The organism is Streptomyces sp. NPDC053069, from assembly GCF_044546895.1.
Taxonomy (GTDB): Bacteria; Actinomycetota; Actinomycetes; order Streptomycetales; family Streptomycetaceae; genus Streptomyces.
In genome coordinates this window covers 162,025-182,811 of sequence record NZ_JBITZN010000002.1, presented here as the reverse complement: position 1 = coordinate 182,811, position 20,787 = coordinate 162,025, and the positions used below count along the sequence as shown (strand labels likewise).

Below are 20,787 nucleotides of genomic sequence, written 5' to 3'. Positions count from 1 at the left end.
CTGGGTCACGGGTTCGTCTTGACCTTGATCTTGCCGTCGACGATCTTCTTCTTCGCGGCGTCCAGCTTCGGCTGAATGTCGTTGATGAAGCCGCCGCTGGTGGCCAGCGAGACGCCGCCCTTGGCCAGCGAGTAGACGTTGTTGCCCGTCAGCGGCTTGCCGTCCTTGACGGACTTGATGAAGTCGTACACACCGACGTCGACGTTCTTGACCATGGAGGTCAGGATCGCGCTCTTGTACTGGGCGAGACCCGGGATGTTGTACTGGTCGGAGTCCACACCGATGGCCCAGGCGCCCTTGGCGCCGTGCACGGCCTCGATCGCGCCGTTGCCGGAGGAGCCGGCGGCCGTGTAGATGACGTCGGCACCCTTGTCCAGCATGCCCTGCGCGGCCTGCTGGCCCTTGTCGGGGCTGGAGAAGCCGGAGAAGTCCTGGCCGTGGGACAGGTACTGGACGTCGACCTTGACCTTGGGGTTGGTGTCGTGCACGCCCTGGACGTAGCCCGCCTCGAACTTCTTGATCAGCGGGTTGTCGACACCGCCGATGAAGCCGACGTGGTCCTTCTTGGTCTTCAGTGCGGCGGCGACACCGGCCAGGTAGGAGCCCTGCTCCTCGGTGAACGTGATGCTGTTGACGTTCTTGGCGTCCACGACCGAGTCGACGATGCCGAAGTTGGTCTTCGGGTACTTCGCGGAGATCTTGGTGACGGCGGGGGCGTAGGAGAAACCGACCGCCACGATCGGGTTGTAGCCCGCCTGGGCCAGGTCCGACAGGCGCTGCTCGCGGTCGGCCTCGGTGTCGGAGGTCTTCGCGGTCAACTCCTTGATGGAACCGCCGAAGTCCTTGACCGCCTTGTCGGCACCGCGCGCGGCGGAGTCGTTGAAGGAACGGTCACCACGGCCGCCGACGTCGTAGGCGAGGCCGATCTTGACACCCTTGCCGCCGCCGGAGGAGGACGACGGGCTGGTGTTGTCGGAGGACGTGCTGCCACACGCGGTGGCAGTCAGTGCGAGGGCTGCGGTGGCGGCACACGCAGCGGAAAGCTTGGCTACCCGGCGCACGGGAGGCTCCTTCACCTGACCTGAGCGCCGTGTCGGCGCTTGATGTGAGCACCATGCCAGTGCCCGGGCCGGAACGCCCCATCGGCGTCGGCTTCGCGGCATCGTAACGCGCGTAGATGTCGCAAAAAACCCCCTCTCGAAGCCGTTATCGATTCGAGGCAAACAGCATCTGAACTCGGGCTCTCGGCCCTCTCATGCCGTCGTTGCGCACCGTGTACGTATGGCTTGCGAGCGTGTTGCGCCGGCCAGGGGAACGGCCCCCGCAGGGGCCGCATGCTCAGCCCCGTACGCCGTTCGGCTCCAGGAAGGCCGCCGCCGTGAACATCTCCACGCCGACCCTGATCGCGTCCTCGTCGGCGTCGAAGTCGCCCTGGTGGAGATCGCGCACCGTGCGCTCGCCGGGCCGGCGCACCCCGAGGCGGGCCATGGCGCCGGGCACGTGCTCCAGATACCAGGAGAAGTCCTCGCCGCCGAGGCTCTGCTCGGTGCTCTCGACTGCGTCCCGGCCGCGCCGCGCGGCCATCGCCCGGCGCAGCAGGTCGGTGGACTCGCGATCGTTGACGACCGGCGGCACCCCGCGCACATAGGTGATCTCGGACTTGGCCCGGTGCAGGGTGGCGACCTCGTCGATGGCGGCGTGCACCATGTCCGGGGCCTGCCGCCAGGCCTCCAGGTCCAGGCAGCGCACGGTTCCGGACAGCTCGGCGTGCTGCGGGATGACGTTCGGCGCGTGGCCGGACTCGATCCGTCCCCAGGTCAGCGCCAGCCCGGCCCGGGTGTCCACCCGGCGGGCGATCAGCGCGGGCACGTCGACGGCGACCCGCGCGGCAGCGGTGACCAGGTCGGTGGTCAGATGCGGCCGGGCGGTGTGTCCGCCGGGTCCGTCAAGGGCGATCTCCAGCCGGTCGCAGGCACTGGTGATCGCGCCGTGCCGCAGCCCGATCTTCCCGGCGTCCACCCGGGGGTCGCAGTGCACGGCGAGGATCCGCTCGACCCCCTTCAGCACCCCGTCCTCGATGGCGTCCAGCGCGCCGCCGGGCATGACCTCCTCGGCGGACTGGAAGAGCAGCCGCACCGGCCGGGGCAGCAGGCCCTTGGCGTGCAGGTCGGCGAGGACCAGGCCCGTGCCGAGCACCACCGTCGTATGCACGTCATGACCGCACGCATGCGCCCGGTCGGGCACGGTCGAACGGTACGGGCAGTCGGTCTTGGTGTCCGGGATGGGCAGGGCGTCGATGTCCGCGCGCAGTGCGAGCAGCGGTATGGCCGACCGCTCACCCTCCGCGAGCCCGATGTCACACACGAGTCCGGTGCCCTTGGCGAGCACCCGGGGCCGAAGCCCCGCCTGCTCCAGCCGCTCCTTGATCGCGGCGGTCGTACGGAACTCCTGATTGCCCAGCTCAGGGTGCATGTGCAAGTCGCGACGGAAGGCGACGAGTTCGGCGTGCAGCGCTTCGCTCAGCACGCCGGGGAGCACATCCCCCGCGAGGCCGGCCTCGGACTCTAGGGACATCAATTGCTTCACCCTCTGAAGGGTAGGACGCCCGGCTGGTCAACTACCCCTCGATCAACAAAACTTCAGCCCGTTAGGGGAAGAAAATCTGACCGGCGGACGCATGGCGGCGGACTCTGATGGGTAAAACCCTTGTTTCCTCCTTCCACGGATACCACGCCTCGGCGCACTCACGCTCGCCATGTCCACGAACCGGACCTCAGCGCGGCCCGCGTCCGACTAGCGTGCGCACACGTGAGCGACACGAGCGAGACCTTCCTGCAGACGACCCGCACCTCCTACGACGCGATCGCCAAGGACTACGCGGCCCGGTTCCCGGCCGGTGACTGGCACCCGCTGGACCGCAGCCTGATCACCGCGTTCGCGGAACTGGTCACGCAGGCCGGCCCGGCCCCCGTGGCCGACCTGGGCAGCGGCCCCGGCCACGTCACCGCGCTCCTGGACGAGCTGGGCGTCCCGGCCTTCGGTGTCGACCTCTCCCCCGCGATGGTGAACCTGGCCCGCGGCACCTACCCGCAACTGCGCTTCCACGTCGGCTCGATGACGTCCCTGGACCTGCCGGACGCCACCCTGGGCGGCATCCTCGCCCTGTACTCGACGATCCACGTCCCCGACGACCGCCTCCCGGCGGCCTTCGCGGAATTCCACCGCACCCTGCTGCCCGGCGGCCACGTGCTCCTCGCCTTCCAGACCGGCGCGGACCCCGGCCATCTGCACCTGCCGGAACGCTTCGGCCACGAGATCGACCTCGACTATTACTGGCGCACCCTGGACCAGATCACCGGCCTGCTGACGGAGGCGGGCCTGGACCTGGTCGCGACGGTGCGCCGGGAGCCGGCGGGGGAGGAACAGCGGCCGCGGGGGTTCGTGCTGGCCCGCAGGCCCGGCGGCGGGGCCTGAGCCCGCCCGGCTGGGGTGCGGCGTCGCGCCAGAGGGTGACGCCCAGGGTGACGTACCGGCCGGCGCTGGTGCTCGGTGACTGTCCCCGGTGGGCCACGAGGGCGGCCGTGGGGTGCCCACCGGCCGACGGTCCGGTGCTCCCAGGGGCACCGGTCCCGGCGGGCGAGCCGGAGGCCTCGGCCTGGCTTCCGTGGCCGGGGCCACCGCTTTGGACGAGATGGCCGATGACTCCGACGGCGAGCACGAGGGCTCCGGCGAGACAGCCGAGGAGGACCGCGGTCCTACGGCTCCGGGCACCGGCCGCCGGCTGCCCGTGCTGTCCCGTCGGCGGCGGTACGGGCCGGGCGGTCTGCGTCGGAACCTGGTGCACCCCGGTCGACTGCTGGGGGCACCGGCACCTGCGGTACGGCGGCCGTCGGGGAGTAGGAGGGGGCGTCGGCGGATGCGGGGGTGCTGGGAAGCGGCAGCGGCCGTCGGCAGATGCAGGGCGTGATGAGAAGCCGCGGCAGCCGTCGGCAGATGATGGGGCGCCTGGTGGCGCCCGGTGATCGCCGCGGTCACCGGCCTCGGCAGCCAGTCCTCGTGGCGGCGCAGCTGTGTGACGCCGGACGCGGTGTTGCAGAGGGCCAGGACCTCGGTGAGGGACGGGCGCGCGTCCGGGTCCTTGGCAGGCAGCGTCGTACGAGTTCGGTCAGCTGCGCGGGCAGGCACGACGAGCGAGTTCCTGACGCGTCGTGCCGGTCCCCGTGCCGTTGTCGGTACCCCCCGCTAGAGTCCCGTTCCAAGATCCGTACAGCGAGATCCGAGGGGGAATCCGCCATGGCCGATACCGACCGCACCGCATACGAGGGTTTCACAGCCGAGGAACGGGCCGCGATGAAGGAGCACGCCCGGGAGCTGAAGACAGCGGCCCGGCGCAGCTCGCGTGCGGAGAAGGCGGCGCAGGCAGAGCAGGACGTGCTCGCGAAGATCGCCGAGATGCAGGACTCGGACCGGGTCATGGCGGAGCGCGTCCACGCCGTGATCACCGCCAATGCCCCGGGGCTCGCGCCCAAGCTCTGGTACGGGATGCCCGCGTACGCGCTGGACGGCAAGGTCGTCTGCTTCTTCCAGAGCGCGGAGAAGTTCAAGTCGCGCTACGCGACGCTCGGCTTCAGCGACCAGGCGAAGCTGGACGAGGGCACGATGTGGGCGGCCGGCTTCGCCCTGACCGAGGTGACTGCGGAGGTGGAGGAGCGGATAGCGGCCCTCGTGAAGCGGGCCGTGGGCTGAGGCGCACGCCCGCCGACGCCGTGCTGGAGAAGTGGGCCCACCGGCCGGGCACCCGCTGGGCGCCTGGCCTGACGCCGACTGACGCTCATTCCAGCCAGGTTCCGTCGCGCATGATGACCCTGCCGCGCAGTTCCGGCTCGCCGCGCCAAGCGCGCACGGTCTTCGGCACCACACGGATGTACACGAAGGAGCCCTCCTCCGCGCGCGGGTCCCACCCGTACTTGGCAGTGAACGCTTCCGCTGCGTCTGCGGGCACGTTCTCGTCCGGAAAAGTCTCCGCCTCGCCCTGGATGAGCACCACGTCGAGGGTGTCCGGCAGCGCCAGGCGCACACGGGGCTCCGTGCGGAGGTTCCGTGCAGTCGCGGACGTGGCACTGGTGCACAGCCACACCGCTCGCCCGTCCCACAGGAACCACAGGGGCACCTGGTGCGGTCCGTGATCGGGGTGAGCCGTTGAAAGCCACATGTCCCGCTCGTCGACGAGCCGTTCCAGAGTGTCTCGCCTGCGTTCGCCTGCCTGGCGATGAATGATCCCCGTGGTCCGCATGAGTGCCGACCCTAGCCAGGGGGATGACGGCGCGCATGGGGCGAGGGACCTACTCCCAGCGACCGATAAACGGGTTGGGCCGGCCGACCCCCGCTGATACCGTCTGGGCAGCCGTGAGAGAACGCGAGGAGGTGAGACCCATGAAGGCGGTATCGGTGTGGGTGCTCCCCCTGTTGGTCACGGTGGGCGGTTGACGTAGGTGTCGCCGGGAGCGCCTCAAACAAAGGCACTCCCCGAGAGGCAACACCTATGAACTCTGTGCACTTCACTTCAGGCGCGAGTAGCCACGCGGTCGTGGTCACGCGCATGTCGGACACGCTGTGGCACGCCGTGGAGGACGACCGTACGGTCGGCCGCGGCGACGCTTCGCTGCGACCCGACGGACGGCTCTTCATCAGCATCGACGCATGGCACGGCGCGACCTTCGACCGCATCGCCGACACGATGCTGGAGGACCTGCCCACACCGCTGTACACCGTGGTCGACGAGGCCGACCAGGACTCGACGTCCGCCTGGGAGCGGGCCGGTTTCACCGCGGCACGCCGCGAGTGGGGCTATCTGGTGCCCACCGACCCAGCGGTCACCGGACTCGGCTCGGTGCGGCCCCCGTCAGGCGTGACGATCGTGCCCGCCGGTGCGGCGGAGGAGGGCCGGCTGCGCACCCTGGACCGCATCGTCCGCGACGAGGTAGAGGCCGCCGTCGGATGGCAGACGATGCCGGCCGAGGTGCTGCCCCGCCCGGCGGAGACCACCGTGGTCGACCCGTCGAAGTACGCGGTGGCACAGCACGCGGACCAGTACGTGGGGCTGGTCCGGGTGGCACCGCTGCCCCGGCAGCCACGGATCGGGCTGATCGCTGTCCGGGCCGACAGGCACCGCCGCGGCATCGCCCGGGCACTGCTGGCGCACACGCTCGGTTCGCTGCACCGCTCCGGGACCGCTGCGGCATGGGCCGAGGTGGACGAGTCCAACGCGGCGGCCACCGCCCTGTTCGAGAGCATCGGTGCCCGGCGCACCGCCGGCACCCTGGAACTCGTCCGCCACTGACACCCCGTCACATACGCAGTCGCACAAAGAGAGAAGTGAGAGACCATGACGAAAACAGCAGGGGGCGTGGAAGTCGAAGGCACCGTCGTCGAATGCCTCCGCAACGCCACCTTCAAGGTGGAGCTCGAAAACGGGCACATGGTGCTGGCCCACATCAGCGGGAAGATAAGGAAGAACTACATCAAGATCCTGCCGTACGACCGGGTACTCGTGGAACTCAGCCCGTACGACCTCACCCGCGGCCGGATCCGCTACCGGTACCGGTCGTAGCGGAAGGGATCGGCCGGGTCAGTGGGCCCAGGCCGGGCTGGTGACCGCCGCCAGCCGGTGCACGTCCCGGGCCGTGCCCGTCACCCCGGACAGGAAGCCCTGTGCTCGCGGGGACGCGTTCTCCGTGAGCCAGGTCGGGTCGATGTCGCACACCGCCACTCGCACCCCCGTGCCCGCCAGGGCCAGCGGCAGGGTGTGGACGACCGTCGACGGGAAGCTGAGGATCGTACGGCCGATCGGGCCCCGGCGGGCGATCAGCTCCAGGGGCAGGTCCGGGCGGACTATCTGCAGGCCCGTCTCGACGGCCAGGCGGTGGAGTTTGTCCGCGCTCTCGCGGCGGTGGGCGAAGTACCGGGTCGCGCCGTGGGCCTTGGCCAGGTTACGGACGGCGTCCAGGTAGCGGTCGCCGTCCACCACCCCCGTCTCCACCAGGGATGTGCCGACCATGTCCGCGCTCTTGGTGATGCGCGGCGGCCCGAAGCGGGCGCGGGTCCACGCGAAGTCATTGGCCGTGACCTGCACTCCCTCCGGTGTCTCCGTCACCGGCATGGAGGAGAAGACCTCGACCCGGCGGTGGGCGCTCGGCTTCAGACGGCGGCGGGCCGAGGAGGACACCGGGGCGAAGAGCAGGTCGCGCGCCCCGGGGCGGCCGCCCTTGCGGTGCCAGCGGACCAGCCGCTCGCCCCGGGCCAGCTGGGCGACGAACTCCATCGTCGCCGTGCCGTCGTCGACCACCACGAGGTCATTCGCCCGGGTGATCGTCAGCAGCAACTGCACATACCGCGAGAACGGGTCGCCCATGACGATGCGGTCCGCCCGCCTCAGGGCCCCCGCGAGGCCGCCGATCGTCTGGAACGGGGCCGCCGGGCCGCCCCGCGCCTCCTCCCAGCGCACCCGGTACCCCTCGTCCCGGGCGAGGTCCGCCATGCGGCGCAGCTGGCCCCGGGTCATGGGGTCGGTCGGGGACAGGACGACGACCGTGAGATCCGCACCGGCCTGTGGCGGGTCACCGGCCACCGTCCGCCTCACCTGCGCGGGCACGGACGGCAGCGGGTCCGTGCCCGGCGGCGGGTCCGGCTCCGCGCCGCGCAGGCCGTGCAGATGCGCCCACTCCAGCACGTTCAGCAGCTGGACCGGGCTCTCCACGAAGGCGAGCGTGCGGGGAAGGGAGCCGGCGTGACCGGCGCGGGGGCTCATCGGCGTACGACCGTCCCGTCGTAAGTGACCTGGATTCACACCGAGACCGGCTCGCCCGCCGCCGCGGCGATCTCCGCCTCGGCGACGACGCCGGCGACGCGGCGCAGCTTCTTCATCGGGCCCAGCTCGGAGTCGTAGACCTTCTTGACGCCGTCGCCGAGGGACGCCTCGATGGTGCGGATGTCGCGCACCAGGCGGGTGAGGCCCTGCGGTTCCACCGACGCGGCCTGGTCGGAGCCCCACATCGCGCGGTCGAGGGTGATGTGGCGCTCGACGAACACGGCACCCAGCGCGACCGCCGCCAGCGTCGTCTGCAGACCGGTCTCGTGGCCGGAGTAGCCGATCGGGACGTTCGGGTACTCCTTCTCCAGCGTGTTGATGACGCGGAGGTTCAGCTCATCGGCCTTCGCGGGGTAGGTCGAGGTGGCGTGGCACATGAGGATGTTGTCCGAGCCGAGGACCTCGACCGCGTGACGGATCTGCTTCGGGGTCGACATGCCGGTGGAGAGGATGACGGGCCGGCCCGTCGAGCGGAGGGCACGGAGCAGCTCGTCGTCCGTCAGGGACGCGCTCGCCACCTTGTGGGCGGGCACGTCGAACTTCTCCAGGAAGGCGACGGCCTCGGTGTCCCACGGGGAGGCGAACCAGTCGATCCCCTTCTCCTTGCAGTACTCGTCGATCCGGCGGTACTCGTCCTCACCGAACTCCACGCGGTGGCGGTAGTCGATGTAGGTCATCCGGCCCCAGGGGGTGTCGCGCTCGATGTCCCACTGGTCGCGCGGGGTGCAGATCTCCGGGGTGCGCTTCTGGAACTTGACCGCGTCGCAGCCGGCCTCGGCGGCCACGTCGATCAGCTTGAAGGCGTTCTCCAGCTCACCGTTGTGGTTGATGCCGATCTCGCCGCAGATGTAGACGGGCTTGCCGGGGCCGACCTCGCGGGAACCGAACGTACGCAGACGGGAGTTGGTGCTCATCAGGGGAGTGTCCTTACTTGGGGAGGGAATCGAGAGAGGGGCCGAGGATCCAGCTGGCGATCTCTCGGATCGCGCCGTCACCGCCGGGGACGGTGGTGACCGCGCGTGCGGCGCCGCGTACGACGTCGTGGGCGTTCGCGACCGCCACGGGCCAGCCGACGAGGGCGAAGCACGGCAGGTCGTTGACGTCGTTGCCGACGTAGAGCACGCGCTCCGGCGCGATGCCCTGCTCCTCGCACCACTGCTTCAGCGCGAGGTCCTTGCGGTCGATGCCGTGCAGCACCGGGAGCTTCAGCTTCCGGGCGCGGGCGGCGACCACAGGGTTCTGTTCCGTGGACAGGATCAGCATCTTCAGGCCGCTGCGGCGCAGGGCCGCGATGCCCAGTCCGTCGCCGCGGTGCACGGAGACGAACTCCCGTCCTTCGGAGTCGATCAGCACCCGGTCGTCGGTCTGGGTGCCGTCGAAGTCGAGGACTACGGCGTCGATGTCGTCGTAGGCGGGCAGCGCACCCGGGCGGTCCGCGTCGAACAGTGGTGCCAGGGCCCGTGCGCGCGCCAGGTCGTGCGGGTCGTCGATCTCCAGGACCCGGGCCGGGTCGGTGCGCACGAGTTCCGTACGGCCGAAGAAGCGGTGCCGGTGCTTGCGGAAGCCGGCCGCGTCCATCGCGTAGGCGGCGCCGGTCTCCAGGAAGTCCTGGGGGCGGTCCTGGCGGCGCGGGCGGTAGGACTTGTCGTGGTTGACGCCGTGGCCGCCGGCGGTCGGCGCGGGAACGGCGTGGCTGCCGACCGCCGCCGCGGCCACCGGGGCCGTGCCGGGTCCGGCTGCCGGGCCTGCCGTGCCCGTGGGTCCCTCCGCTGCCGCCCGGCTTCCGGTCACCGCGCCGGTGACCGGCGGCTCGCCGTGCCCGGCGGGTTCGTCGGCCGCCTCGCGCCAGACGAATCCATGGAACGGCGCGACCGTCAGCGCGGTGTCCGCGCCGTCTTCGATCACCGCCGACGCGACACCGTCGATGTCCTCGCGGACGATGAAGGGGCTGGTGCACTGCACGAGCAGGACCACGTCGACCGCCGCGCCGTGCAGCGCCTCATGGGCGTCCATGGCGTGCAGGACCGCGGCCTCGGAGGTCGCCGTGTCCCCGGCGATGGCGGCCGGCCGCAGCACGACTTCGGCCCCGGCCTCCCGGGCGGCGGCAGCGATGGCCTGGTCGTCGGTGGAGACGACGACGTCGGTCACCAGCCGGGCCGCCCGGCACTCGCGCACCGCGCGCGCCACCAGCGGGACGCCGCCGACGGGCGCGAGGTTCTTCGCGGGCACGCCCTTGGAGCCGCCGCGCGCGGGGATCACCGCGAGCACCCGGCGCACCGTCGCGCCTCGGCCCGCTTCCGGGTTGGACATGGGATCTACTCCTTGCGACGAGGTCACAGCTCCCCCATCCGGCGGATCACCGGGGCGACCCGCTGTACGCCGTGGCGGTAGGCGCCACGCGCGGCGCGGCGCACGATCTGGCGGACCGGTCCGGGCTCCTTGTCGGCGGCGGGCGCGCCGGGCAGCGGGACGCCGTCGGGACCGAGGTGGTGCCGGGCGAGGATGCCGGGCAGATAGCCGGGTGCGGTCTCGGGGGTGTAGTAGGGGGTCAGGGGCGGCAGGCCGCCGGGGCGGTCGAGCAGCTTGGCGATGCGTGCGCGTGCGGTGTCGAAGGCCGTGCCGTATGTGCCGTCGGCGGCAACTCCCTGCCGGGCGACCCACTCCTCGTCGGCCACCGGCCGGTGCCCGGCGTCCAGCTGGTCCCAGGAGGCCAGGCAGCCCGAGCCGGTGAAGTGGTGGTTGCCGAGCACCTCGCGCACGCCCAGGTCGGTCAGGATCACCGTGGGGATACGGCGGTGCAGAGACTCCAGGGCGGCCGTGGAGCTGACGGTGACGAGGAGGTCGGTACGGTCCAGTACCTCGCCCATGTGGCCGTACACCAGGCGGAGGTTGGCGGGCAGGTCGGTGCCCTGGACCAGCTTCTGGTACGGCAGTTCCTCGATGTGGGTGGTGTGTTCGCCCGGCTTGGAGCGCAGCTTCAGCAGCACTTCGCGCTCGGGGTGCTTGCGGGCGTGCCGGATGAGCCGGTTCAGCAGGTACGTACGGTCCTTGCGGCTGTCCGGGACGGACGGCTGGGCGGCGAACACCACGGTGTACGGGTCGTGTTCGCCGGTGTACGGCGCACCGCCGAGGAAGGGCAGCGCGACCTCGGTGACCGAGGAGGCGTCGGCGCCCACACCCTCGTACACGGCCCGGAACCGGTCCGCGTCATGGCGGGAGTTGGCGAGGACGAGGTCCGCGCCGTGCCGCAGCAGCAGCCCGTCGGCGAGCTTCTCGTAGACGACACCGACGTAGCCGGTGACGACGACGGGACGCCGGGCGGCACCCGCCCAGGCGGCGCGCAGCCCGTGCAGCATCGCCTGCACGCCGCCGCCGACCAGCGCCAGGACGAGGACGTCGTACGACGAGTCGCCCATGGTGCGCAGGAACTCGACGCCGGTGACCTCGCGGAGGGAGTCCGCGCGGACGCCGACCTCCTTCAGCTGGCGGGCTGTCGGGGTGGCGCGTCCCCGCAGGAGGTAGCCGTCGAGCCGGATCTCGGCATCGGCGGGGGCGAGGCGCTGCGCGGTGAGCGCGCCCCACTTCCACCGGGTGTCGGAATCGGCGAGGACCGCGACCCGCAGGGACTTCTTAGCACTTGCTGGCACGCCGAAGACGCTAGGAAGCCATTGAGAGGTTCCGCCCAACCGGAATGCAACAAACGGTTAACAGCACATCGCCGAATGGCGAATCGGGCCGCGAAGGCGCGCGGAAAAAGCCTGGTTCACAGCTTCGCCACGTGCCGTTCACCCAGCATCAAGCGGACGGTCAAGACGAATGACGGGCTTCGCCCTAACGTCCCTGACGTGGTCAAGCTCTCCGTCATCGTGCCGTTCTACAACGTGCAGCAATACGCACCCGACACGCTCAGGAGCCTGAAGGCGAACGCGCGTGAGGACTTCGAATTCATTCTCGTCGACGACTGTTCCCGTGACGAGACACCAGGGATTCTCGCGCGCGCGGAGCGCGAGCTGCCCGGGGCCGTGTACGTCCGGCACGAACGGAACGGAGGGCTGGCGACCGCTCGCAACACCGGTATCGACCGGGCGCGCGGCGCGTATCTGACCTTCCTGGACGGGGACGACTGGCTCGCCCCGGGCTACTTCGCGCAAGCGGTTTCGGCCATGGAGGAGTTGGGCTGCGACTTCATCCGCACCGACCATGTGCAGTGCACCGCGCGGTCGCGCCAGGTGTTCCGGGTGCCGGTCGGCCGGCGGAACGTGGTGCTGGACCCGCGGGCGGCGATCCTGCCGGCCGACCGGTCGACGTCGGTGGACTACGCGTACGCGTGGGCCGGTTTCTACCACCGGCGGCTCGTGGACAAGGGGGTGCTGCACTTCACCGACGGGCTGCGCACGGCCGAGGACCGGCCGTGGATCTGGAAGTTGCACCGGGAGGCGGAATCCTTCGCCGCGGTGAGTCTGCTCGGTGTGTTCTACCGGCGCGGAGTCGCCTCCTCGCTCACGCAGATCGGTGATGTCCGGCAGCTCGATTTCATTCGCGCGTTCGATCAGGTCATCGCGGAAACGGCGCAGGACCGGGATGCCGGCCGGCTGCTCCCGAAGGCCGTCCGCACCTATTGCGCCATCATTTCCCATCATCTGGGATCCATCGAAAGGTTCGAGCCCGCGGTGGCGAAGAAACTGAAATCCATGAGTGCCGCCGCCCTGCGGCGCATGCCGCAGGACGTGCTGGACGAGGCGCTGGACTCCATGGATCTCCAGCGCGCCACCAAGCTGCGCCGGCTGCGCCGCCGTCCCGCCCCCGCGGGGGCCGCCGCGTGACCACCCAGATCTTCCAGGCGTCGACGCTGTACGGCACGGCCACGCTCGCCGCCGCCCTGGACTCGGGCTGTTTCCGCCCGGCCGACCGGCGGATCCTGCTGGTCTGCAACAACGCGGCGACGCCCGAGACCACGCCCGCGCTGAACGAGGCACCCGGCTTCGAGAAGCTGCGCGACCGCTTCGACGACGTGATCTCGTACAACGAGACCCTCTTCCCGTTCCACCCGGGCGGCTGGGCACCCCGCGGGGACGATCTGCCGCTGTGGGAGAGGTTCCTGCGCCACGAGTGGCGACTGGGCGACGACGACGTGACGTTGGCGGTCGAGTCCATCCAGGTCAACCCCTCCCTGGCGCTCGCGCAGATCTTCACCGGCGCCCCGGTGACGGTGTACGCCGACGGCCTGATGAGCTACGGCCCCACCCGTAACAAGATCGACCCGCTGGTCGGCACCCGCGTGGACCGGGTGCTGCACCTGGATCTCGTGCCGGGCCTGAAGCCGCTGCTGCTCACGGAGTTCGGCGTGCCGGGCGAGATCGTGCCGACGGCCGCCTTCACCAAGGTGCTCGCCGGACTCGCCCCCTCGGGAGAGGGGTTGCCCGAGGTCGAGGAGCCCGCGCTGCTGCTCGGCCAGTACCTGTCGGCGCTGGACATCCTCACCGCCGAGCAGGAGGAGGACCTGCATGTCCGCATGCTGAAGGGCGCGGTGGCGCTCGGTCACACCCAGGTGGTGTTCAAGCCGCACCCGTCCGCACCGGCCCGCTTCACCCGCTCGCTGGAGCAGGCGGCGCAGGAGCTGAAGGCCGAGCTGACCGTGCTCGACACGCCGGTCCTCGCCGAGGTGCTGTACCAGCGGATGCGTCCCGCGCTGGTCGTCGGCTGCTTCTCCACCGCCCTGCTCACGGCCCAGGCGCTGTACGGCCTGCCGGTCGCCCGGATCGGCACCGAGGTGCTGCTGGAGCGGCTGACGCCGTACGAGAACAGCAACCGCGTCCCGGTCACCCTCGTGGACGCGCTCCTGCCCGACCTCGGCGACCGTGCCGCGGTCACCGAGCAGCGCACGGGCATGGACGTCGAGGCGCTCGGCGCGCTGATCCGCGCGGTGGGCTTCGCGATGCAGCCGAAGATCTACCCGCGGCTGCGTTCCGAGGCCGAGACCTGGCTCGCACGGCATCTGAACCCGCACACCCTGCGCTACTTCAAGCGCCGGCGCCTGTCCTCGCTGGCCCTGCCCGGCGGGGTGCCCGCCCAGCTGGCGTTCATCCCGCGCAACGCGACGGTCCGCCGGGTGGCCCGCAAGGCGCGCAGCCTGCGCCGGTCGGCGCGCGGTTGACCGGCGGGGGCGGGGCCGCGCGCGGCCGGGGAGCCATCGGCAGCTGGACCTTGCGACCGAACCAGGAGGGAACACCACACATGGCTGCTTCACGCCCCTGCCTCACCGCCGAACCCGGTCCGCTGATATCCCGGGTCATATCCCGGGCGGCCCCCGTCCCGCCGGCCCCCGGCCGGGGCCGGGGCCGCCTGCTCGCCCTGGACGGTCTGCGGCTCGTCGCCGCGCTGATGGTCTGCCTCTACCACTACACCGGTCGCGGCGGCCCGGTCTCCGCGTCCTGGCACGGGAGCCCGGCCCAGCTCTTCCCGGCCCTGTCCCGGGCGGCCGTCTACGGCAATTTCGGCGTGCAGTTCTTCTTCGTGATCAGCGGCTTTGTGATCTGCATGAGCAGTTGGGGCCGCACCCTCGGCGACTTCTTCCGCTCCCGCGTCGCGCGTCTGTATCCCGCGTACTGGGTCGCACTGGTCCTGATCACGGGCGCGTCCCTCGCGCTGCCCGTCGTGGTGCACCCGGTCCGGCTGGACGAGTTCCTCGTCAACCTCACCATGCTGCAGCAGCCGATGGGTGCGACCCGCGTCCTCGGGGTGTGCTGGACGCTCTGGGTCGAGGTGCGCTTCTACGCCCTCTTCGCCCTGCTCGTCGTCCTGCGCGGGGTCACCCACCGCCGGGTCGTGCTCTTCGCCTGCGTCTGGACGCTGGCGGCCGTCCTGTGCCACTCGTCCGGCAACGTGCTGCTGAACCAGGTGGTCATGCCCGAGTACGCCCCCTTCTTCATCGGTGGACTGGCGCTGTACCTGATCCACCGCTTCGGCAGCGATCTGCTGGCGTGGGGCATCGTCGCGATGTCCTGGCTGCTCGCCCAGAGCGAGGCCACCCGCGGCCTGTGGGGCCCGCACCCCCACCGTGACCCCCATGTCGTCGTCCTGATCGTCACCGTCGCCTTCGCGGCCGTCGCCGCGGTGGCGATGGGCTGGACGCGGTGGGCCTCCTGGCGCTGGCTGGTGACGGCCGGCGCGTTGACGTACCCGTTCTACCTGGTCCATGAGCACCTGGGCTGGTTCGTCATCCGGGTGCTGCACCGGAGTCTCGGCCTGCCCGCGTGGCCGACGCTGATCGTGACCGTCGTGGGCATGCTGCTGCTGGCGTGGCTGATCCACCGGTTCGTGGAGAAGCCGTTCGGGCCGCGGCTGAAGCGGGCGCTCAAGGGGCGCAGGCCGGAGGGCCGTTCTCCCGGTCCCGGATGGTGAACCGGCCGTCCGCTCAGCTGATTCCGTACCGGGCCCCGATGCCCGCGATCACCAGTGCCAGCCCCTCCTCGAACTGCTCGTCGTAGCCGTCGAAGAGCAGCTGTCCGACTTCCGCGGCGAGCGGGTACTCGGCCATCCGCCGGGCGCGTTCCTCGACGTCGTACCCCTCCCGGCGCTCGCCCGGGAGGGGCCTGACGCCCTGCTCCTCGGTGACGAAGCCGATGGTGTACGCGTTCGCCGTGCGGCCCGCGTGGACCGCCTGGACGAGGGTGAAGCCGGCGTCCGTCAGCAGGCGCAGGTTCGCCTCCAGTTCGGCGGCGTGGTCCGTGCCCGTGAAACGTGAGCCGCTGAACACCTTCGCCCCGTCGCGGTAGCCGAGCAGCGCGGCCCGCAGTCCGCGGTTCGCCTTCAGCAGTCGCTCCTGCCAGGTGTCGGCGGGGTCGAGCGCGGTACCGGCGACCATCCGCCGGTACATCTCCGTCGCCATCTCGTCCAGCAGCGCCTGTTTGTCCTTGAAGTGCCAGTACAGCGCGGGCGCCTTGACGTCCAGCTCCTTGGCGATGGCCCGCAGGGTCAGGCCGTCCAGGCCGACCTCGTTCAGCAGGCGCAGCGCGGTGTCGGCGACGCGTCGGCGATCCAGGGGTGCGCGTTTCTCGGGACTCACACTTGACAGCTTAACAGCGTTAAGGGCACTCTCGTGGACGACGGCACTTAACGGCGTTAAGGAGAATAGTGATGAATGTCCTGATCGTGGGCGCGGGCCCAACGGGTCTGACCCTCGGCATCGACCTCGCGCGGCGCGGGGTGGAGGCGCTGGTGGTGGAGCGGGCCGAGAGCCTGTTCCCCGGCTCGCGCGGCAAGGGACTCCAGCCGCGCACCCAGGAGGTCTTCGACGACCTGGGCGTGCTGGAGGCGATCCGGGCGGCGGGCGGCCCGTACCCGGCCCGGATGATCTGGAAGGACGGAAAGCGGATCGGCGCACAGCCGATGTTCGACGCGATCGAGCCGGACGAGGGCACGCCCCACACCGACCCCCTCATGATCGCTCAGTGGCGCACCCAGGAGGTGCTGTACACCCGGCTGGCCGAGCTGGGCGGGGAGGTCTCCTTCGGGCGCGAGGTGACCGGCGTCGAGCAGGACGCGGACGGCGTGACCGTGCGGTTCGCCGACGGTACGACCGCCCGCGCCCGGTACGTCGTCGCGGCCGACGGCGGCCGGTCGGCCGTCCGGCGCGCACTGGGCGTCGGCATGACCGGCGAGCCGGTCGACCCCGCGCCGTTCCTGGTGGCGGACATCCGGCTGACGGGCCTGGACCGCGAACACTGGCACACCTTCCCGGGCCCCGACGGCACCGGCGTCGCCCTGTGCCCGCTCGCCGGCACGGACGACTTCCAGTTGCAGGCGCGCCTCGCGCAGGGCACGGAACCCGAGCTGTCCCTCGACGGCGTGCGCAAGCTGGTGGCGGCGTACACGCACCTGGACGCCGAGGACGTCACCCAGCTGCGCTGGGCCTCGGACTTCCGGCCGCGCACCGGCCTCGCGGACCGGTTCCGGGCGGGCCGCGTCTTCCTCGCGGGCGACGCGGCGCACATCCACTCCCCGGCCGGCGGGCAGGGCCTGAACACCAGCGTCCAGGACGCCTACAACCTGGGCTGGAAGCTGGGCGCGGTACTGCGTGGGGCACCGGACTCGCTCCTGGACACCTACGAGGAGGAGCGCCGGTCGAACGCGGCGGCCATGCTGGACCTGTCGACCAGCGTGCACCGCGGCGAAGTCCGGCGCGGAAGGGCGACGCTGCAGCTCGAACTGGGCTACCGGGAGTCGTCGCTGAGCGTGGAGACCCGTGTGGGCCCCGCCGGACTCCGCGCGGGCGACCGCGCCCCGGACGGCACGGTGTCCGGCGTCCGTCTGTTCGACGCGTTCAGGGGTCCGCACTGGACCCTGCTCGGCGCGGAGACCTCACACGCCGGCGTGCGGACGCTGCCTGCGGCACCGGAGTCCTACGGCCCGGGCGTCTTCCTGGTCCGCCCGGACGGGTATGTGGGCTGGGCGGGAGAGACCACGGAGGGCCTGGCGGAGTACGCGCGACGAGCGGGAGTCTTCGAAGCGCCGTGAGTGTGAGCACCCTTCCGCGGAGCGTCAGGCGCTGGCCAGCGTCAGCTTCACGGCAAACCCCAGGAACAACGCTCCGGCTGCCGAAGTGGCCGTGGCCGACAGCCTCTTGCGCCGCCGGAACGCTGCGGCGAGCCGCGTCCCGCTGACTATCAGCGCGCTGAGATAGAGGAAGCTGGCCAGCTGGGCGAAGGCGCCGAGGACGACGAAGGACAGGGCCGGGTAGGCGTAGTGGGGGTCGACGAACTGCACGAAGAAGGCGACGAAGAACAGGATCGCCTTGGGGTTGAAGAGGCTCACGACGAAAGCGCGCCGGAAGGGCCGCTCGTCGGTGACCGCGGCGGCCGCGGCGGAGTCCTCCGGGGCCTTCTCCTGCCGCGTCCGCCACATCTGCCAGGCGGCACGCAGCATGCCGATCGCCAGCCAGGTCAGATACCCGGCACCGGCGTACTTCACGATCCCGAACAGCACGGCGTTGGCCTTCAGCAGCGACGCGACACCGGCGGCGGACAGCGTCATCAGCACGGTGTCCCCGCACCAGACCCCGGCGGCGGCGGTGTATCCGGCCCGGACTCCGCGGCGGGCGGCGACGGAGAGGACGTAGAGGGAGTTGGGGCCGGGCAGCAGGACGATCAGGATCAGTCCCGCGAGGTAGGTGGGGAGATCGATGACACCGAACATGGAAGGGAGTGTCGCACAGGGGTACGACACCGCTCAGAACACCTCCGAGGGCTCGTAGGCCCCCCAAACTCCCCGAAGGGCGTTGCACACCTCCCCCACCGTCGCCCGCCCGCGCAACGCCTCCCTCATCGGATACAGCACGTTGTCCTCTCCCTCCGCCGCCTTCCGCAGCGCGTCCAGTGCCGCGTCCACCGCCCCCTGGTCCCGCTCGGCCCGCAGCTTCGCCAAGCGTTCCGCCTGCCGGGCCTCGATGGCCGGGTCGACACGCAGCGGCTCGTACGGCTCCTCCTGGTCCAGCTGGAAGCGGTTCACGCCGACGACCACCCGCTCCCCGGAGTCCGTCTCCTGCGCGATCCGGTAGGCGTTCTTCTCGATCTCGGCCTTCTGGAAGCCCCGCTCGATCGCCGCGACCGCCCCGCCCAGGTCCTCGACCCTCCTCATCAGGTCGACGGCCGCCTCCTCGACCTCGTCCGTCATCCGCTCGACCGCGTACGAACCCGCGAAGGGATCCACCGTCGCCGTCACGTCCGTCTCGTGCGCCAGCACCTGCTGCGTCCGCAGCGCCAGCCGCGCGCTCTTATCCGTCGGCAGCGCGATCGCCTCGTCGAAGGAGTTGGTGTGCAGGGACTGCGTGCCGCCGAGGACCGCGGCCAGGGCCTGGACGGCGACCCGGACGAGGTTCACCTCCGGTTGCTGGGCCGTCAGCTGGACCCCGGCCGTCTGGGTGTGGAAGCGCAGCATCAGCGACTTGGGGTTCCTCGCGCCGAACTCCTCCTTCATCACCCGCGCCCAGATCCTGCGCGCCGCACGGAACTTGGCGACCTCCTCCAGCAGCGTCGTACGGGCCACGAAGAAGAAGGACAGGCGGGGCGCGAAGTCGTCCACGGACATCCCCGCAGCCACCGCCGTGCGGACGTACTCGATGCCGTCCGCCAGAGTGAACGCGATCTCCTGGACGGGTGACGCTCCCGCCTCGGCCATGTGGTAGCCGGAGATCGAGATCGTGTTCCACTTCGGGATCTCGGCGGTGCAGTACTTGAAGATGTCCGCGGTCAGTCGCAGGGAGGGCTTCGGCGGGAAGATGTACGTCCCGCGCGCGATGTACTCCTTCAGCACGTCGTTCTGGATGGTGCCCGTCAGCTGGTCCGCCCGTACTCCCTGCTCCTCCGCCACCAGCTGGTACAGCAGGAGCAGCAGCGCCGCCGGCGCGTTGATCGTCATCGACGTCGACACCTGGCCGAGCGGGATGCCGTCGAACAGCACCCGCATGTCCTCGATCGAGTCGACGGCCACGCCCACCTTGCCGACCTCACCGTGGGCGAGGGGCGCGTCGGAGTCGTGGCCCATCTGGGTGGGCAGGTCGAAGGCGACCGAGAGACCGGTGGTGCCGTGGGCGATCAGCTGCCGGTAACGGGCGTTGGACTCGGCGGCCGTACCGAAACCGGCGTACTGGCGCATGGTCCAGGGACGGCCGGTGTACATGCTCGGGTAGACCCCGCGGGTGAACGGGTACGTGCCCGGTTCGCCCAGTTTCCCGGCCGGATCCCAGCCCTGGAGGGCCTCCGGCCCGTAGACCGGCTCGATCGGCAGTCCCGACTCCGACTCACGCGCCATGGATCCTCCGCAGTACGTCCTGTCACCCTCACCATGCCCCGTCGTTCGGCGGCGGTCACGCGGGGAAGCATCCCCGGCATGAGGATCTCGCGACGACCGGCCGCCGTAGTCACCTCGGCCGCCGCCCTTACCGCACTCACCGCCCTGTGCGGCTGCACCGTGCAGCCCGTGGACACCGACGGCAAACCCCGGGCACCGGTGCACGTCCAGCCCCCGGAGCAGACCTCCGCGCAGACCTCCGGAGAGACCTCGGGACAGGTACCCGGACAGCCTCCGGCAAGCCTCCCGGCGAATCCCACCCGGACGGCCCAGCGGTCACCGGCCGTACCGCCCGCTCCCGCGCCCCGGGTGCTGTGGTCGCGTGGCGACAGCGGGCCGGGCGTGCGGGAGCTGCAGGCGCGGCTGCGCCAGGCGGAGTGGCTGTTCGACGGGCCGACGGGGACGTACGGCGCTCTGACCGAGCAGGCCGTCAGGGGCTTCCAGGGCAAGCGCGGGCTGCCGCAGACCGGGCGCGTGGACTCCGTCACCTGGGAGCGGCTGGTGCGGATGACCCATGCGCCCGGCACTTGGGAGCTGTACCGGATGGGCGGCCAGCCCGCCGGTGCGCCCGACCCGCGCTGCATGACCGGACGTGTGCTGTGCATCGACAAGACGACGCGGACGCTGCGCTGGATGGTCGACGGCCGGACCCTGTCGACGACGGCGGTGCGGTTCGGATCGCAGTACACGCCGACCCGCGAAGGTGTCTTCCACGTCTACTGGAAGGCACGGCACTGGGTGTCCACGCTCTACCACTCGCCGATGCCGTACGCGATGTTCTTCAGCGGCGGCCAGGCCGTGCATTACTCGTACGACTTCGCAGCGCGGGGGTACGCGGGCGGCTCGCACGGGTGTGTCAACGTCCGGGACGAGGCGGCGATCGCCCAGTTGTTCGCGCAGGTGCGGGTGGGCGACAAGGTCGTCATCCACTGGTGACGACCGGCGGGGTGGGGGTTGCGGGGCGGGGGGGGGGCCCGGGGGAACGGTGCCCCCCCCGCCCGGGGGGCCCCCCCGGGGGGCGGGGGGGACCCCCCGCGAAGGGGCCCGCCGATGTGCACTGCGCGCCCACACGA

Annotated in this window: 19 protein-coding genes; 9 read left to right on the top strand and 10 right to left on the bottom strand. The window is 71.0% G+C overall.

Translation table 11 applies throughout. The features are described 5' to 3' along the window. Nucleotides 1-5 precede the first annotated feature (5 nt). On the bottom strand, nt 6-1,061 hold the full coding sequence (locus ACIGXP_RS04440; RefSeq protein WP_399763899.1) for a BMP family protein: 1,056 nt from the start codon (nt 1,059-1,061) through the stop codon (nt 6-8). Between the two features lie 277 nt (nt 1,062-1,338). Continuing rightward, entirely contained in the window at nt 1,339-2,574 is a 1,236-nt protein-coding gene (locus tag ACIGXP_RS04435; RefSeq protein ID WP_399763897.1) for an amidohydrolase, read from the bottom strand. A gap of 234 nt (nt 2,575-2,808) precedes the next feature. On the opposite strand from ACIGXP_RS04435, the gene ACIGXP_RS04430 reads away from it, so the two are divergent. Together ACIGXP_RS04430 and ACIGXP_RS04425 are read left to right on the top strand one after the other, a co-directional pair. After that, nucleotides 2,809-3,474 (top strand): class I SAM-dependent DNA methyltransferase, encoded by a 666-nt coding sequence (locus tag ACIGXP_RS04430; protein ID WP_399763894.1) that lies wholly within the window; start codon nt 2,809-2,811, stop codon nt 3,472-3,474. An 819-nt stretch (nt 3,475-4,293) separates the two neighbouring features. Then, nucleotides 4,294-4,746, top strand: coding sequence for a DUF1801 domain-containing protein (locus ACIGXP_RS04425; RefSeq protein WP_363216921.1), 453 nt, complete (start codon nt 4,294-4,296; stop codon nt 4,744-4,746). 85 nt (nt 4,747-4,831) lie between these two features. On the opposite strand, the gene ACIGXP_RS04420 is transcribed toward ACIGXP_RS04425, so the two are convergent. Then, nucleotides 4,832-5,293: a pyridoxamine 5'-phosphate oxidase family protein gene (locus tag ACIGXP_RS04420; RefSeq protein ID WP_399763891.1), complete on the bottom strand. Its 462-nt coding sequence runs from the start codon at nt 5,291-5,293 to the stop codon at nt 4,832-4,834. Between the two features lie 249 nt (nt 5,294-5,542). Between ACIGXP_RS04420 and ACIGXP_RS04415 the strand changes: the two genes are divergently transcribed. Beyond that, nucleotides 5,543-6,340, top strand: coding sequence for a GNAT family N-acetyltransferase (locus tag ACIGXP_RS04415; protein WP_399763889.1), 798 nt, complete (start codon nt 5,543-5,545; stop codon nt 6,338-6,340). A 45-nt stretch (nt 6,341-6,385) separates the two neighbouring features. Continuing rightward, nucleotides 6,386-6,610 (top strand): translation initiation factor IF-1, encoded by a 225-nt coding sequence (gene infA / locus ACIGXP_RS04410; RefSeq protein ID WP_363216924.1) that lies wholly within the window; start codon nt 6,386-6,388, stop codon nt 6,608-6,610. Between the two features lie 18 nt (nt 6,611-6,628). On the opposite strand, the gene ACIGXP_RS04405 is transcribed toward infA, so the two are convergent. The 4 genes from ACIGXP_RS04405 to ACIGXP_RS04390 are packed head-to-tail and all read right to left on the bottom strand — an operon-like array spanning nt 6,629 to nt 11,514. Continuing rightward, the gene (locus ACIGXP_RS04405) at nt 6,629-7,807 is read right to left on the bottom strand and encodes a hypothetical protein (protein WP_363216925.1); all 1,179 of its coding nucleotides are present in this window, start codon (nt 7,805-7,807) and stop codon (nt 6,629-6,631) included. Between the two features lie 35 nt (nt 7,808-7,842). Then, nucleotides 7,843-8,781: an N-acetylneuraminate synthase family protein gene (locus tag ACIGXP_RS04400; protein ID WP_363216926.1), complete on the bottom strand. Its 939-nt coding sequence runs from the start codon at nt 8,779-8,781 to the stop codon at nt 7,843-7,845. Between the two features lie 13 nt (nt 8,782-8,794). Further along, entirely contained in the window at nt 8,795-10,177 is a 1,383-nt protein-coding gene (locus ACIGXP_RS04395; protein WP_399763884.1) for a cytidylyltransferase domain-containing protein, read from the bottom strand. A 23-nt stretch (nt 10,178-10,200) separates the two neighbouring features. Continuing rightward, nucleotides 10,201-11,514: a DUF6716 putative glycosyltransferase gene (locus ACIGXP_RS04390; RefSeq protein WP_399763881.1), complete on the bottom strand. Its 1,314-nt coding sequence runs from the start codon at nt 11,512-11,514 to the stop codon at nt 10,201-10,203. A gap of 198 nt (nt 11,515-11,712) precedes the next feature. Between ACIGXP_RS04390 and ACIGXP_RS04385 the strand changes: the two genes are divergently transcribed. From ACIGXP_RS04385 to ACIGXP_RS04375, 3 genes are all read left to right on the top strand, one after another. Next, nucleotides 11,713-12,690: a glycosyltransferase family 2 protein gene (locus tag ACIGXP_RS04385; protein ID WP_363216938.1), complete on the top strand. Its 978-nt coding sequence runs from the start codon at nt 11,713-11,715 to the stop codon at nt 12,688-12,690. Continuing rightward, on the top strand, nt 12,687-14,021 hold the full coding sequence (locus tag ACIGXP_RS04380) for a polysialyltransferase family glycosyltransferase (RefSeq protein WP_399763878.1): 1,335 nt from the start codon (nt 12,687-12,689) through the stop codon (nt 14,019-14,021). Before ACIGXP_RS04385 ends, ACIGXP_RS04380 begins: the two co-directional genes overlap by 4 nt. Before the next feature lie 80 nt (nt 14,022-14,101). Continuing rightward, nucleotides 14,102-15,268 (top strand): acyltransferase family protein, encoded by a 1,167-nt coding sequence (locus ACIGXP_RS04375; protein ID WP_399763874.1) that lies wholly within the window; start codon nt 14,102-14,104, stop codon nt 15,266-15,268. 13 nt (nt 15,269-15,281) lie between these two features. On the opposite strand, the gene ACIGXP_RS04370 is transcribed toward ACIGXP_RS04375, so the two are convergent. Continuing rightward, entirely contained in the window at nt 15,282-15,932 is a 651-nt protein-coding gene (locus tag ACIGXP_RS04370; protein ID WP_363216931.1) for a TetR/AcrR family transcriptional regulator C-terminal domain-containing protein, read from the bottom strand. 71 nt (nt 15,933-16,003) lie between these two features. Here ACIGXP_RS04370 and ACIGXP_RS04365 point away from each other — a divergent pair, with 71 nt between their 5' ends. Further along, a complete protein-coding gene (locus ACIGXP_RS04365; RefSeq protein WP_399763870.1) occupies nt 16,004-17,383 on the top strand; it encodes an FAD-dependent monooxygenase in 1,380 nt (459 codons plus the stop codon). 24 nt (nt 17,384-17,407) lie between these two features. Here ACIGXP_RS04365 and leuE read toward each other — a convergent pair whose 3' ends face one another. Together leuE and ACIGXP_RS04355 are read right to left on the bottom strand one after the other, a co-directional pair. Beyond that, nucleotides 17,408-18,061, bottom strand: a complete 654-nt coding sequence (gene leuE, locus ACIGXP_RS04360; RefSeq protein ID WP_363216932.1) for a leucine efflux protein LeuE — start codon at nt 18,059-18,061, stop codon at nt 17,408-17,410. A 33-nt stretch (nt 18,062-18,094) separates the two neighbouring features. Then, on the bottom strand, nt 18,095-19,675 hold the full coding sequence (locus ACIGXP_RS04355) for a methylmalonyl-CoA mutase family protein (protein ID WP_363216933.1): 1,581 nt from the start codon (nt 19,673-19,675) through the stop codon (nt 18,095-18,097). A gap of 78 nt (nt 19,676-19,753) precedes the next feature. Between ACIGXP_RS04355 and ACIGXP_RS04350 the strand changes: the two genes are divergently transcribed. Then, nucleotides 19,754-20,650: a L,D-transpeptidase family protein gene (locus tag ACIGXP_RS04350; RefSeq protein WP_399763865.1), complete on the top strand. Its 897-nt coding sequence runs from the start codon at nt 19,754-19,756 to the stop codon at nt 20,648-20,650. The last annotated feature ends 137 nt before the right edge of the window (nt 20,651-20,787 follow it).